General features: G+C 39.2%; 13 protein-coding genes. 4 read left to right on the forward strand and 9 right to left on the reverse strand.

Annotated features, from left to right (window positions below):
• Window positions 1–9: 9 nt before the first annotated feature.
• The 4 genes from QFX38_00415 to ala form a co-directional block, all read right to left on the reverse strand.
• Window positions 10–804 (reverse strand): HAD-IC family P-type ATPase, encoded by a 795-nt coding sequence (locus QFX38_00415; GenBank protein ID MDI9623344.1) that lies wholly within the window; start codon window positions 802–804, stop codon window positions 10–12.
• 33 nt (window positions 805–837) lie between these two features.
• Complete coding sequence (locus tag QFX38_00420; protein MDI9623345.1) at window positions 838–1,407, reverse strand: LysE family transporter; 570 nt, start codon at window positions 1,405–1,407, stop codon at window positions 838–840.
• Between the two features lie 66 nt (window positions 1,408–1,473).
• Window positions 1,474–1,629, reverse strand: a complete 156-nt coding sequence (locus QFX38_00425) for a hypothetical protein (GenBank protein MDI9623346.1) — start codon at window positions 1,627–1,629, stop codon at window positions 1,474–1,476.
• Window positions 1,630–1,884: 255 nt separating this feature from the next.
• Window positions 1,885–2,871, reverse strand: a complete 987-nt coding sequence (gene ala / locus QFX38_00430) for an alanine dehydrogenase (GenBank protein ID MDI9623347.1) — start codon at window positions 2,869–2,871, stop codon at window positions 1,885–1,887.
• Between the two features lie 76 nt (window positions 2,872–2,947).
• Between ala and gatA the strand changes: the two genes are divergently transcribed.
• The gene (gene gatA, locus QFX38_00435; protein ID MDI9623348.1) at window positions 2,948–4,327 is read left to right on the forward strand and encodes an Asp-tRNA(Asn)/Glu-tRNA(Gln) amidotransferase subunit GatA; all 1,380 of its coding nucleotides are present in this window, start codon (window positions 2,948–2,950) and stop codon (window positions 4,325–4,327) included.
• A complete protein-coding gene (locus tag QFX38_00440; GenBank protein ID MDI9623349.1) occupies window positions 4,324–5,820 on the forward strand; it encodes an AAA family ATPase in 1,497 nt (498 codons plus the stop codon). The genes gatA and QFX38_00440 overlap by 4 nt, the downstream gene beginning before the upstream one ends.
• Here QFX38_00440 and ribB read toward each other — a convergent pair.
• From ribB to sepS, 4 genes are read right to left on the reverse strand one after another with little or no spacing between them, the layout of a single operon-like run.
• Complete coding sequence (gene ribB, locus QFX38_00445; protein MDI9623350.1) at window positions 5,815–6,504, reverse strand: 3,4-dihydroxy-2-butanone-4-phosphate synthase; 690 nt, start codon at window positions 6,502–6,504, stop codon at window positions 5,815–5,817. The two genes, QFX38_00440 and ribB, sit on opposite strands and share 6 nt — an antisense overlap.
• Window positions 6,505–6,509: 5 nt before the next feature.
• On the reverse strand, window positions 6,510–6,905 hold the full coding sequence (locus QFX38_00450; protein MDI9623351.1) for a CTP-dependent riboflavin kinase: 396 nt from the start codon (window positions 6,903–6,905) through the stop codon (window positions 6,510–6,512).
• A complete protein-coding gene (locus QFX38_00455) occupies window positions 6,902–7,516 on the reverse strand; it encodes an endonuclease V (GenBank protein MDI9623352.1) in 615 nt (204 codons plus the stop codon). Before QFX38_00455 ends, QFX38_00450 begins: the two co-directional genes overlap by 4 nt.
• Window positions 7,516–9,111 (reverse strand): O-phosphoserine--tRNA ligase, encoded by a 1,596-nt coding sequence (gene sepS, locus QFX38_00460; GenBank protein MDI9623353.1) that lies wholly within the window; start codon window positions 9,109–9,111, stop codon window positions 7,516–7,518. Before sepS ends, QFX38_00455 begins: the two co-directional genes overlap by 1 nt.
• An 84-nt stretch (window positions 9,112–9,195) precedes the next feature.
• On the opposite strand from sepS, the gene QFX38_00465 reads away from it, so the two are divergent.
• Window positions 9,196–10,845 carry a fumarate reductase subunit A gene (locus QFX38_00465; GenBank protein ID MDI9623354.1) on the forward strand — a complete coding sequence of 550 codons (1,650 nt, stop codon included), beginning with the start codon at window positions 9,196–9,198 and terminating at the stop codon, window positions 10,843–10,845.
• 2 nt (window positions 10,846–10,847) lie between these two features.
• Here the strand turns inward: QFX38_00465 and QFX38_00470 are convergent, their stop codons facing one another.
• A complete protein-coding gene (locus QFX38_00470; GenBank protein MDI9623355.1) occupies window positions 10,848–12,143 on the reverse strand; it encodes an amidohydrolase family protein in 1,296 nt (431 codons plus the stop codon).
• Between the two features lie 84 nt (window positions 12,144–12,227).
• Between QFX38_00470 and hisG the strand changes: the two genes are divergently transcribed.
• On the forward strand, window positions 12,228–13,091 hold the full coding sequence (gene hisG, locus QFX38_00475; protein ID MDI9623356.1) for an ATP phosphoribosyltransferase: 864 nt from the start codon (window positions 12,228–12,230) through the stop codon (window positions 13,089–13,091).
• Window positions 13,092–13,094: the final 3 nt, after the last annotated feature.

The raw sequence follows: 13,094 nt of genomic DNA on the forward strand, positions 1-13,094 counted from the left end.
ACTATGATTCTAAAATTTTATGTCTAAGATCTCCTTTATATTATATATGATGATATCAGCAACTTTTAAAAGCTTATCATGAACCTTATTATCCTGTTGTAAAGTTAGAACACCAATATCTGCCTCTTTAAGTGCTAGGATGTCATTAAGACCATCACCAACCATCATAACCTTGTTATATTCTTTTTTGAGCTTTTTTATGACAAGAGCTTTCCCTTTTGCATCTACTGTAGCAAAAACATTTGAAGTTGGTATATTAATCGTGTTCGCGAGCTTCTCTAAAGCCCCTTTCCTGTCACCAGAGGCAACATAAATATCTATACCCCTCTTTTTAAGCTCTGATACGACATCTAAAACTTCTGGGAATAATTTACCACCAGCTGTTATGGTGAACTCAACTATTCCTTTTTCTATATTGAGTATGAACCCTGAACCACTACATATCTCAATATCATATCCCCTCTCTAAAACAGCCCTTATGGTATCCTGTATATCTTTGACTTTACTATTATCATCCTTTAGTATATTTAAGATTTCATCCTTGGTTATATCAATATTGGAGTAACTTATACCCAAATCTATATTATTTCGTATTATGAAATTATATATGGTCTGGTTCGGCCTAGCGTTAATTATACAAGATGCAGGATCTGTCTGGAGAACTACAAGGGCCCTGTTTTTTTTATACTCGACCAGATCTAGTGAACTGATAAAATCACAGATCTTACCTGTTTTAATTTTTTTGATCGCCCTATACCTTTCAGTAAGAGTTCCTGAATTATCAAATACAATAGCTTTCTTCATCAAAAAAATTATTTCTCGTTTATCAAAAAAATATTATGCTACTAGACTATTAAAAAATGTGAAAATAAAATATGATCCAACTATAATGAGGAAAACGCCACAAGCTAATATTATAAACTTGTAACTACTTTTTAATATTAGTTTACCCCTAGCAGAAAAGAATGAGACAATACCATACCATGCAAAATCTGAAGACCAATGCCCGATGAGAAAAGCTGCCAATCCTGTCAATTTCGCCAATTCCATGCCCTTAAACATCAATGCAGCGCCTACAGTACCCCACCATATAAAAAAGTACGGATTTGAAACACTAGTCATAAAACCTTTAGACACCAAGCCAAAATCCTTAAAATCTCCAGATTCCATTATAGGAGTTGTATCCCGCATCATATTCAAACCCAAGAATATCATAACAGCCCCACCTATCAAACCCACCCAGGCAGATGCCAAAGAAGAAGTTATCAACCAACTCAACCCCCCCAGTATGAGTAGAATAAGCAAAACTTCTCCTATAACATGGCCTAATACTAACAATGGGCCCGCCTTAGATCCTTTTTTAAGTGAATCTGAAATCGTCACTGTTAAAAGAGGACCTGGGGCCATGGCACCTGAAAGTCCGATCATAAAGGAGGTTCCGGCGAAAAGTAGAATCTCTAGCATCTAATCACACTAGGCACACTCATTAAGTATTTTCATGATCTGGGTTAAATGGTAATCTATCCTTTCCATATCCTCCTTTTTAAGCGCCCTTGTCCTGCTGAGAATCTTCATCCTCTCATAAACATGATCCATCCGAATTAAAAGACTACTAATATAAGATTCCATTAAAAACATCCCCTTCAAACATATCATCTCTTATTATATTCTGATATATTATTATCTTTTTCGGCGAACATCTCACCCTATAATGGATAAAAGGAATATTTCCTTTAGGAACTTTCACAACATAAAAAATGGTTCAAAGTTGAATTAAAAAAATAATCCAAATGCTGTTGGGCTCTGTAAAAAATACTGGAATTAAAAGCTAAGTTAAAGTAAAACCCATCAATGCTGGGAATCCACCCTCTAATAACAAATAGTTCATTTCATGAAGTTTATTTTAACTCCTATTTTCTTCTTTAAGGCCCTTTCATATATCAATGCTGCTGTTGCCATATCTTGTACCGATAAGCCCGTTGAATCAAATATGGTTATCTCATCGTCTTTGATCCTCCCTGGAATTTCACCTATTATAAGCTGGCCTAAAGTACCTGCTATATCATCCTTTGATAATAGGCCTTCCTTGAGGGGTACATTTATTTCGCCACTATGAGAAGCTTGTTCCCACGAATCTACGAAAACTCGCCCCCTTATGAGTATCTTAGGATCTAATTCTTGTTTACCGGGGGCGTCGGCCCCGATTGCACATATATGAACACCTGGAGGTGTCCAATCCGATTTTATAATGGGTTTGGTTGAAGGGGTTGCCGTGACTATAATATCCTTGCCTTTAACAGCTTCCTTGGCAGTGCTTGCGGGTATAACATCTATACCATATTTTTTAGATGTTTTCTTTGCGAATTCTTCCCTGGTTGATGGTGTGCGACAGTATACGCTAACCTCCTCAATATCTAATACGCTTTTAATGGCCATAAGCTGGGTGTATGCTTGTCTACCAGCCCCTATTATGCCAAGTTTTTTCGAGTCTGGTCTCGCAAGATATTTTGCTGATATTCCCCCAGCGGCTCCGGTTCTCATATCCGTAACCCAAGTACCGTCCATTATCGTAAGTGGAAAACCATCCTCCGGGTCAACTAGTTCTATGATGGCCATTACCGTAGGTAGGGAATATTTCTTGGGATTTTTTGGATGGGAATTAACACATTTCACCCCAGCCACTCCTGGACCTTCTAGGTAGGATGGCATGATCCTAAGATCGCCCTCAGTGAAAAATAGATAACTTTTAGGGGGCATTTGAACCCTACCAAGGGCATACTCCTTGAATGCTTCTTCGACAACTACTAGGACGTCATCCATGTCTACAAGATCTTCGATGTCACTTTTTTTTAATAGTAGAGTTTTTTTCATCTGCTCACCATAACCAGCATATGTGGATAAAATCTTATATGTGTATAATTTATCACTTTAATAAAGGGTGTTATCAATGGATATCGCTAGTAAAGTTGAGGCAATCAAAGAACATGAACTAACAGCAGAAGAAAATGTTAAAAATTTCTTAGAGATCATAAATGAAAAGAACTCCAAGATAAACGCTTTCATAGAAATAAACAAGGAGTATGCTATTAAAAAGGCTACTGAAATCGATTCAAAGATATCAAAAGGTGAAAAGCTCGGTAGATTAGCCGGTTTAGTGATCGGTGTGAAAAGTAACATTAATGTTAAAGATTTCATGATCTCGGCAGCTTCTAAGACCCTTGAAAATTACCGTGGAAGTTATGATGCCACAGTCATAGAAAGGATAAAAAGAGAAGATGGTATAATTATTGGGATGACCAACATGGACGAATTTGCAGCTGGCAGCTCCACTGAAACATCCTATTTTGGCGTGACAGACAATCCAGCAGCAGAGGGCAGAATACCCGGAGGCTCAAGTGGAGGTAGCGCAGCTGCAATAGCAGCTCAAATGTGTGACTTAACCCTCGGATCAGACACTGGAGGATCCATAAGAAACCCAGCATCACACTGTGGCGTTTACGGATTCAAACCAACTTACGGTCTTGTATCCCGACAAGGCCTCCTGGACCTTGCCATGAGCTTCGACCAAATAGGACCACTATCAAATGACCTATATGGCATAGGACTATTACTTGATGTTATAAGTGGCTACGATCCCAAGGATCCTACAACAATAAAATCTGAAGGAACATCCTTCATTGGATTATTCGATGAAGAGAGATCAGATTTAACATTTGGGGTTGTGAAAGAATTCCATGAAGTTACAGACGATCCAATAGTTGATATAATAGAGGATACCATCAACTTGCTTAGAGAAGAAGGCTATAATGTGGTTGAACTCCCCTTTAAATATATTGACCTTTGCCTGCCAACCTACTATCTTATAAATTATGTGGAGTTTTTTTCTGCAACTAGAAAATATGATGGGAGGAAATACGGTTATAAAATTGAGGATGTCTGCGGTGAAGAAGTTCTAAGAAGAATACAAATTGGATCATATATAAGCCAGAAAGAATTCTCTGGTAAATATTATAGGCGAGCCCTCCAAGCACGCTCACTCATAAGAAGAGAAATAGAAAAAGTTCTCAAAAACGTTGATGTCATATTAGGACCCACAGTCCCTAAATTACCGCACAAGATTGGAACATCTCTCACACCAATGGAAATGTACTCTTATGACATTTTAACAGTTATAGCGAACTTGGCAGGTATACCGGCTGCTAGCATGAAAATAGGTAAAGTTAAAGGGATCCCTGTAGGTTTACAGTTACAAGCCAAACCATTAGAAGATTGGAAAATCATGAAAGCCATGATAGAGATAGAATCAATACTTAAAGGACGAAGATGATGAGGATAGGATTAGCATATTTGAAAGGTTCAGTACCAGCTTTTGAAGATTTCGGCAACTTACCCACAGATATCGTCAAAGAAAATGGCCTAGTCAAAGGCGAACCAGCCCACAAAGTACTAGATGGTCTGATAATTCCTGGAGGCAGCATAATAGAATCTGGTTCGATAAGTTCGGATTTTGCCCGTGAAGTCAAAGAAATCGCAAAAGACGGTTTCATCATAGGTATATGCTCAGGATTCCAAGTACTTGGTGAAGAAACTAATATAGGTCGAAGATCTCCCTATCCAATTAAGAGGGAGGGTTTGGGCCTTCTAAATGTTAATTTTGAGCCCATGATAAATAATGATAGGGTTGAAGCTTCCGTTGTTGGTGAATCATTCATGACAAAGGGTCTTGTTGGAACCACCATAATAGGATTCCATTGCCACACCTATGGGGCGATAAAAGGAGATGCAAAGCCTATATTCTACTCAAAGATAAAAAGGAGCGATTATAAGGATAATCCCCAAGAGATCTTATCAGGAGTTTGTAACGATGAAGGGAATATACTAGGCACTTTAATCCATGGTTGCCTTGATTATAATCCAAGACTAGTTGAAAACATCTTAGAATTTTTAGGTGCAAATGAGGCGGACAAAGAAAAGATACTAAAACTTAACAGCCTCCTCATCAAAAAGATAAAATCCGAATTGGCCATTGACACGAATATCAAAATCCCAGAGAACAGAAAAGGGCCTGATCGTCCATTGATGGTAATGATAGCAGGTACAGGGTCTGGTTCAGGTAAAACATTTATAACCACGGGTATTGCAGGGGCGCTCCGCAAGAGAGGATTCAAAGTAGGGGTATTAAAGGTTGGACCTGATGTAAGGGATATAGTACCAGCACTTTACCTTATAAAAGAGAAAATGGAAGAATACTCTTCTATAAGAATAGCCGACCTTGGTTGGATGCCACTTGAAAATGTTCTAAAGAGATTAAAAGATTCAAATTATGACATTGTTATCATAGAGGGTGTTATGAGTAGCATAACAGGGATGCTAAATGAAAAGACTCCATACTCATCTGCTGAAATAGCATTCGCCGCTGACATACCAGTAATATTAGTTTCAAATTGTAGTAAAGGTGGTATAGAATCAGCAGCGCTTGAGACAGTGGCCCATGGAAAGCTAATGAAAAAATTAGGAATTGAAATAGGAGGGGTTATCCTTAACAGAGTCTATGATGATAAGATATTCATGAAGGCCGCGGATTTCATAAAACACGCGTTAGACTGTGATTTCATTTATAAGCTCCCAAAAGTCGATATTAGTGAGAGGGGTGGAACCCCAGAAATAGAAATCAAACTCGAAGATTTTTGTATTACAGCCTTAAAAACAATCGAAGAAAATATTAACATTTCAGAGATATGCTCAGTAGCTTGTAAACCTTCATTTAGAGGGTATATTCCAATAAAAGTTCTGGAGGAGAAATTTAAACACAGTTTATAGTTCTTCTTTTGAAGCTTTCATCTCTTTATATGCTTTGATGAGTTGTGAACCATCCAGGAAGACGAGATCATGTTCTTTGGCATATATTTGAGCATCCCTAGTACTTAATGAATTACCACTTTTGTCATCCATCATTTCACAGCAGACAGCAACCTCTGTTAGGCCAGCCATCTCCATTAGAGCTATGCTCATTTCTGTATGCCCTTTTCTGTTGAGAACATGGCCTGGGGCGGCTCTTAACAATGTCACATGACCGGGTGATCTGAAAAATTCTCCAAATCTTTCATGTTGACCATCTTTACATAATAGTGCGAGTTCCCTTATTGTCAAGGCCCTGTCATTATCTGTTATCCCTGTAAATGTTTTTCTGTGATTTATTGTAATGGAAAATGCTGATTTTTCATCATAGGGTATGTCATGCGGTGATAATCTTTTAAGCACTTTATATTTTTTGCCTGCAACCTGCATTATATCAGTCATGAATGGTATTCCAAGTTTTTCCGCGTTTTCTGCTGATACGGGAGCGCATATTAGGCCTCCTGCATCGTTTCTGAGTATTTTTATATGTTCGGGTGTTACGAGTTCCGCGGCTAATATCATGTCTGTTTCTCTTTCCCTGTTTGCAGCGTCAAAGACTAGTACTATTTCACCTTTCTTTAGTGACCTTAGTGCTTCTTCGATCATTGTAATCACGATTTTATTTTTTCACAATTGTCTAGGTATAGGGTGACGGTATCTCCATCTTCTAATTTAAGTGTTTGGCGAATATAAACTGGTGCTATGAATTCAAGTATACGCTGTGGGTGGTGTGTTTTAACCGGGAACACAAGGGCTCCTTTGATTTTATCATTAAGGGTGGCCTTTACATATAGTACGTCTCCAAATTCGCCTTTTCCTTCTATTTTCTTTGCACCTATTAGACATTCTCTTATAAAAGGGACATACTTTTCTTGGATTATTATATTGAGGGTTCCTGGATATGGTTCAAATCCTAGTTTTTCCTTGAATTGAAGATTGTATAATCTTTTTGACATGTAGTAGGCTCCTTCTCCGGATCCTGATGTTATGATCCCATTAATTTTCATTTTAGTTCCTCTTTGGCCTTTTGTGTGCAGAATATGTGGGCTTGTCTGAGTGGTTCTGGCATCTTATATATACTTGTATTTTTAACTACTTTCACAGCAGTTTTTAAACTTATTTTATGTCCCACACTTACAACCATACCATTGACTATTTTACCTTCAACTTTACCATTTATCTTTAAAAGCGAATTATCCCTTTCAGCTTCTTTTATAGGCTTTTTAGTGATGCCGATGGTGGGTTTTCCTAATAGAACTCCAACATGACTCGCCAATCCAAAACCTCTTGGATGTAATGTGCCATTACCGTTGACCATGAGAACATCAAATGGATGTTCTAGTCCTTTAACAACATCTAAAATGGCGTCAGCTTCTCTGAAGCCTAAAAACCCACTTAAATAGGGTATAGGTAATTCTACTTTTTTGTATTTTCTTTCAACAATTTTTAGGTTAAGGTCCATTATTACGGCCGCTGCTATACCTTTATTATTCACTGTGAAGGAAACATCTGCACCACATATACTTTTAAAGTGTGAAATAACATCCTCCTTGATAACCTTCTTTGACCATTCACATTGTAGATGTGCCATCGTATCTATGAGACGATTCCAGTACATTATTTTATCCTAGCTTTTATTGTTGAAAATGTCGGTCCTCTGAGGTCTATTACCTTATTTTTACTTGTAATATATCTCATACCAACCTTGTCTAATTTCAAGTTAAGGTCGGAAAGTGAACGTGCAATAGTACTTCTAATCTTAACAGCATTTGAACCTGTTACCACCATCTCTTCAATCTTATATGCGGCTTCTGCGGCAAGGGCATCTATATAGGTTATACCTGTATCTATACCCTTCTTCCTGGCCTCTTTTATAAGTTTTGTGTCAAGTTTCTCATCTTCTGGAACCCCTAGTATGTTTCCATCATAAATAAATATCCTATTATTGGCAGCAGGGCCCAAAAGACGGGTGTTTTCTTCCACTTCAACAGCCTCTACATTAACATTTCTCCCTAAAAATTTGCCATCATATACTGTGAAACTACAAGGTGAAGGTTCATTTCCGTGTTTTCTCCATACATCTATTATTTTCTCCATGAGTTTTCGACCATCTTCGGTCACAGGATACAAGTTTATCCTGAGCATGCTTGCAAGTTCTCTATCAGAAAGCTCCCATTCTTTGTATATTTGGGGATAAACCATCTGTCGTATATCATCTTCTCCTGATAATATCATTGCGAGCCTTTCAACTCCAAGACCAAGGTTCATCACATCCTTGTCTATACCGTATTTAGAAAGTGCTATTGGGGAATATAAGCCAAAAGTTGCGATTTCAACCCATTCTCTAAGCTTTGGATGGTAACCATAAACTTCTGTCTGAGTCCCTGGAACATAATATTTCGACTTTTTCTCATCAGGGAGGAATTTAAACTTAGAGAATCCGAAATATTCCAAAAGACTCTCTGAAACAGCTTTACCAACATCTAATGTCACTTCTTCATCGACTATTACACAAGAGGCTGAATAGTATGTCATAAGATGGCTTGAATCCTCTCTCTGCTCTCTCCTAAAACATCGGTCTATTGAGAACAATTTTAATGGGAGCCTACACTTATCATGTAAATATTCCAGTGTTATAAACCAGCCAGATGTCATATGTGAACGTAGTGTATTCTTTGTGGGGAGGGGTTTTAGATCCCTTATCTCTGGGAAAACCCTTTCAAGGACCCTTAGACCGGTATCATCACTCACGTCAAGTGCTGATGACACCTCCATTACTAGATCATCCCCTGCGAGAACTCCCTTTTTATATGATCTGAAAACCTCCTTTAGATTGTCTATTTTCCTATCATCAATTTTAACATCCAATTTTTTGATTTCATTTATCTTTTCAAGGCCCAAGCCTATATCCGGGCGGGGTAATCCTGCAAGATAAAAACATCTGTCAAGTATTGCCGGAGCCTCAGGTCCAAATTGTTTGTAGATATGTTCTTCATCAATGAATATTGGGTTAACAACTTCATCAAATCCTAGTTTAAGATAAGCATCCCTTAATCTCCATATTGTGTCATAAAGGATGTGGGATCTTCCCATTTTAAACCTTAAACGGGGATATTCCATGTCATGGTGGGGTTTCTTGAGTAATTTGCCTGTTTCAACCCATGCCTTTTCAAAATCTTTCCTAGCTAATTTTATTATATCCTTTCTTTTCAAATCTAACCCCCATTATCCCTTTTCCTAACATTTTTTTCATCTGTCTATAACACTTATAATATGTAACTGGATAAATTATAGATTATGGAAAGCGAAGTGTATCAATGTGATGTTCTCATAATAGGCTCTGGAGGTGCTGGCAGCCGAGCAGCCATAGAAGTATCAGAGCATGACCTCGAAGCCCTGATAGTATCAAAGGGCTTATCATTCAAATCAGGATGCACTGGGATGGCCGAAGGTGGTTATAATGCAGCCTTCGGTTTCGTGGACGCTGAGGATGACCCTGAAATCCACTACCAAGATACTATGAAAGGAGGCGGGTTCATAAATGATCCTGAACTTGTAAGGATCCTAGTTAATGAGGCGCCTGATCGTCTTATAGATCTTGAAAATTACGGGGCTCTATTTGACAGGCAAGAATCAGGAATACTTGATCAGCGACCATTCGGGGGTCAAACATATCGTAGAACATGTTATCAAGGTGACAGGACAGGACACGAGATTATAACAGCATTGAAAGAAGAGATAACAAGGAGAGGCATAGAAACCCTAGATGAGGTTATGATAACATCCCTAATAGTTGATGAGGATGGAAGGAGCGTACAAGGGGCTATGGGCATTTCATTAAAGGATTCAAGGCCCATATGCTTTAACGCGAAATCCACTATACTTGCAAGTGGAGGGGCTGGACACATTTATCCCGTCACCTCAAACACGCTACAGAAGGGTGGTGATGGTTTCAGCATAGCATGGAATGCTGGTGCAGAGCTCATCGACATGGAACAAGTCCAATTCCACCCCACAGGGATGGTGTGGCCAGAATCTCGCAGGGGCGTCCTTGTGACAGAAGCTGTGAGGGGCGAAGGCGGCATACTCCTAAACAAAGATGGCGAGCGTTTCATGGAAAAATATGACCCTAGATTGGAGCTTGCAACAAGGGATGTTGTCTCGAGGGCTATCTACAATGAAATCATGGAAGGACGTGGGACAGAGAATGGTGGCGTTTACTTAGATGTAACTCACTTACCAGATAATGTAATAGAGGAGAAATTAGAGACAATGTTCTTGCAATTTTTGGATGTGGGTGTTGACATCCGAGAAGAGCCAATGGAGGTAGCTCCAACAGCCCACCATTTCATGGGTGGTGTTAGAATAGACCCATGGTGTCGTACAAACCTTAAAAACTTCTTTGCAGCTGGGGAAGTGGCTGGTGGAGTCCATGGGGCTAACAGGCTGGGTGGGAATGCTCTAGCTGACACTCAAGTTTTCGGTAGACGAGCAGGTATTTCAGCCGCAAAGAACGCCCTTAAAAATGATTTCAAACTTAACAGAAAGTATGTGGAAGCTGAAGAATATAGAATAAAGAACAAGGTTAGGGAAGGCGATCTAAGACCAGCTGAGATTAAAAGAAGATTACATGATACTATGTGGGAAAATGTGGCCATTATAAGAGATGGAAAATCCCTCAGATCAGCCCTTTCCACTATAAGATCACTCCAGGGAGAACTCGACAGATTAGATGTCCCAGAGAGCAGCAGATTCAACAAGTACCTCCAGGAGGCCTTGGAAGTCGAGAACATGCTTAAAACAGCGGCACTCGTAACAAGATCGGCAATCATCCGTGAAGAAAGTAGAGGATCCCACTTTAGAAAAGATTACCCGGAGACGAGGGATGAATGGAAAAAGAGCATCGTCTTAAGTAAAAACAGGAAGCCATACTTTATTAAAAGATGAGATTATGCCTTAGAGATTAACTCTTCGGCTGCATTCTCTGCAAGTTCAATAACATATCTTTCATCCAATGATTTTAATTTACCATTTTCCATTAGAATTTCACCATCGCAAATTACAGTTTCAACATCACAGCCAGAAGCGGCATAGACAAGATGGGATGTGGGATTCCTCCAAGGGGTTAAACTACTTCTCCTAGTATTTATAAGGACAAGATCGGCCTTCTTATCCACTTCTATAGTCCCGATCTCATCAGCCATTCCCAATGCGGCAGCCCCATTTATCGTAGCCATTTTAAATACAGTCCCAGCATTCAAGGCTGTTGGATTCATTTTATCTATCTTTTGCAATAATGCTGCTATCTTCATTTCCTCAAGCATGTCCAAATTATTATTTGAAGCGGCCCCATCAGTCCCAAGGGAGACACATACTCCCATATTTATAAGTTCTTCAACAGGCGAAACCCCAGATGCCAACTTCATGTTACTAGCAGGATTATGTGACAATTTAACACCTCTTGACTTTAGGATATGGATTTCAGATGATGAAAGCCACACAGCATGTGCGGCGATAACATCTTCACCAAGAAAACCAATCTCATCAAGATAAATGAACGGCCTCTCACCATACTTTTCTTTCACCTGTCTGACTTCATCTTTTGTTTCGGCCACATGAATATGTATAAGGAGCCCATGTTTATCTGCAAGGCTTCTCACTTCATCTAAAAGTTGTCTGGAACAAGTATATGGACTGTGAGGCCCCAAGGCAACTTTTATCCGCCCATCAGCCATCTCGTGGCATTTTCTGATTATCCTTTTCGATTCTTTTATCTCAGCCTTCCTCTTTTTTTCATCATTAAAATCTATCATTCCATGGCTTATCACAGCACGCAGACCGGTTTCCTCCACAGCTTCTGCCACATGATCCATATAGAAATACATGTCATTGAATGTTGTTGTTCCTGACTTTATCATCTCCACGCAACCCAGAAGAGCCCCAGCATAGCAATATTCGCCATTAAGATGCGCTTCGAGGGGCCAAATATAATCATTAAGCCATGTTTCGAGTTTAAGATCATCAGCAACTCCCCTGAAGAGTGTCATTGAAAGATGAGTATGTGTATTCACAAACCCGGGGATTAAAAGTTTCCCCTGCGCATTGATCACCTTATCAGCGCCTCCTGGGCTGATACTAGGGGATACCTCTTTTATCTTATCATTTTCTATCAATACCGAACCCTTCTTTGGGCCATGGGCATCTAAAATCTGAGCATCTCTTATTAGAATATTTTTTGTCTCCATCAGAATCCCCCTCTCGTATAATTAAAATTTAAGTAGAAGCTATATAATCTTATCCCCCCACATTATGATTAAAGGGTGATTATATTGAAGATTAAAATGGCGATCCCATCAAAGGGTAGGATAAGCGAACCTACCATAAGATTATTGGAGAAAGCAGGTATTGGATTAAAGGATACTTTGAAAAGAAGATTATTCTCACAAACAGAACATCCAAACATTGAGGTCATGTTCACTAGGGCCACTGATATACCAGAGTTTGTTGCTGATGGCGCGGCAGATCTTGGAATAACAGGCCTAGATCTTATAATGGAAAGGGGAAGCAATGTTAAAATCCTAGAGGATCTCAAATTTGGAAGGGCGAAACTTGTATTAGCAGCCCCAGAGGATTCAAATATAAAAAAACCCGAAGATATCGAGGATGGATCTATAATAGCGACAGAATTTCCCAAACTCACAAGCCAATACCTAAAAGAGAAGGGTATAAATGCTGAAATAGTTGAACTCAGCGGCTCAACAGAAATAGCACCATTCATTGGAGTTGCAGATCTTATAGTGGACTTGACAAGTACTGGTACAACCTTAAAAATGAACCATCTTCGTGTCGTGGACACAATACTCGAAAGTTCGGTGAAACTCATAGCAAACCATAAAAGCTACCATAAAAAGAAAAAACTTATCGAAGAAGTTAGAACAGGCATCAGAGGAGTCCTAGATGCGCAAGGCAAAAAACTTGTCATGTTAAATGTCGACCAAGACCAACTAGAAGCTGTTAAAAAGGTTATGCCTGGGATGACAGGCCCTACGGTATCCAAGGTTTTATCAGATAATGGTATAGTAGCAGTGCATGCGGTGGTAGATGAAAAAGACGTGTTTAAAGTTGTTAATGAGCTCAAACGTGTTGGTGCAAAGGACATCCTTGTAGTCCCCATCGAAAGAATAATACAATAGAGG

Source organism: Methanothermobacter sp., from assembly GCA_030055615.1.
Classification (GTDB): domain Archaea; phylum Methanobacteriota; class Methanobacteria; order Methanobacteriales; family DSM-23052; genus Methanothermobacter_A.

Coding starts and splice junctions, on each gene's coding strand:
- QFX38_00470 (MDI9623355.1), bottom strand. CDS start 12,143: ATGGAGACAAAAAATATTCTAATAAGAGATGCTCAGATTTTAGATGCC.
- QFX38_00425 (MDI9623346.1), bottom strand. CDS start 1,629: ATGGAATCTTATATTAGTAGTCTTTTAATTCGGATGGATCATGTTTAT.
- QFX38_00420 (MDI9623345.1), bottom strand. CDS start 1,407: ATGGCCCCAGGTCCTCTTTTAACAGTGACGATTTCAGATTCACTTAAA.
- gatA (MDI9623348.1), top strand. CDS start 2,948: ATGGATATCGCTAGTAAAGTTGAGGCAATCAAAGAACATGAACTAACA.
- QFX38_00450 (MDI9623351.1), bottom strand. CDS start 6,905: ATGAAAATTAATGGGATCATAACATCAGGATCCGGAGAAGGAGCCTAC.
- ala (MDI9623347.1), bottom strand. CDS start 2,871: ATGAAAAAAACTCTACTATTAAAAAAAAGTGACATCGAAGATCTTGTA.
- QFX38_00415 (MDI9623344.1), bottom strand. CDS start 804: ATGAAGAAAGCTATTGTATTTGATAATTCAGGAACTCTTACTGAAAGG.
- ribB (MDI9623350.1), bottom strand. CDS start 6,504: ATGATCGAAGAAGCACTAAGGTCACTAAAGAAAGGTGAAATAGTACTA.
- QFX38_00465 (MDI9623354.1), top strand. CDS start 9,196: ATGGAAAGCGAAGTGTATCAATGTGATGTTCTCATAATAGGCTCTGGA.
- QFX38_00440 (MDI9623349.1), top strand. CDS start 4,324: ATGATGAGGATAGGATTAGCATATTTGAAAGGTTCAGTACCAGCTTTT.
- QFX38_00455 (MDI9623352.1), bottom strand. CDS start 7,516: ATGTACTGGAATCGTCTCATAGATACGATGGCACATCTACAATGTGAA.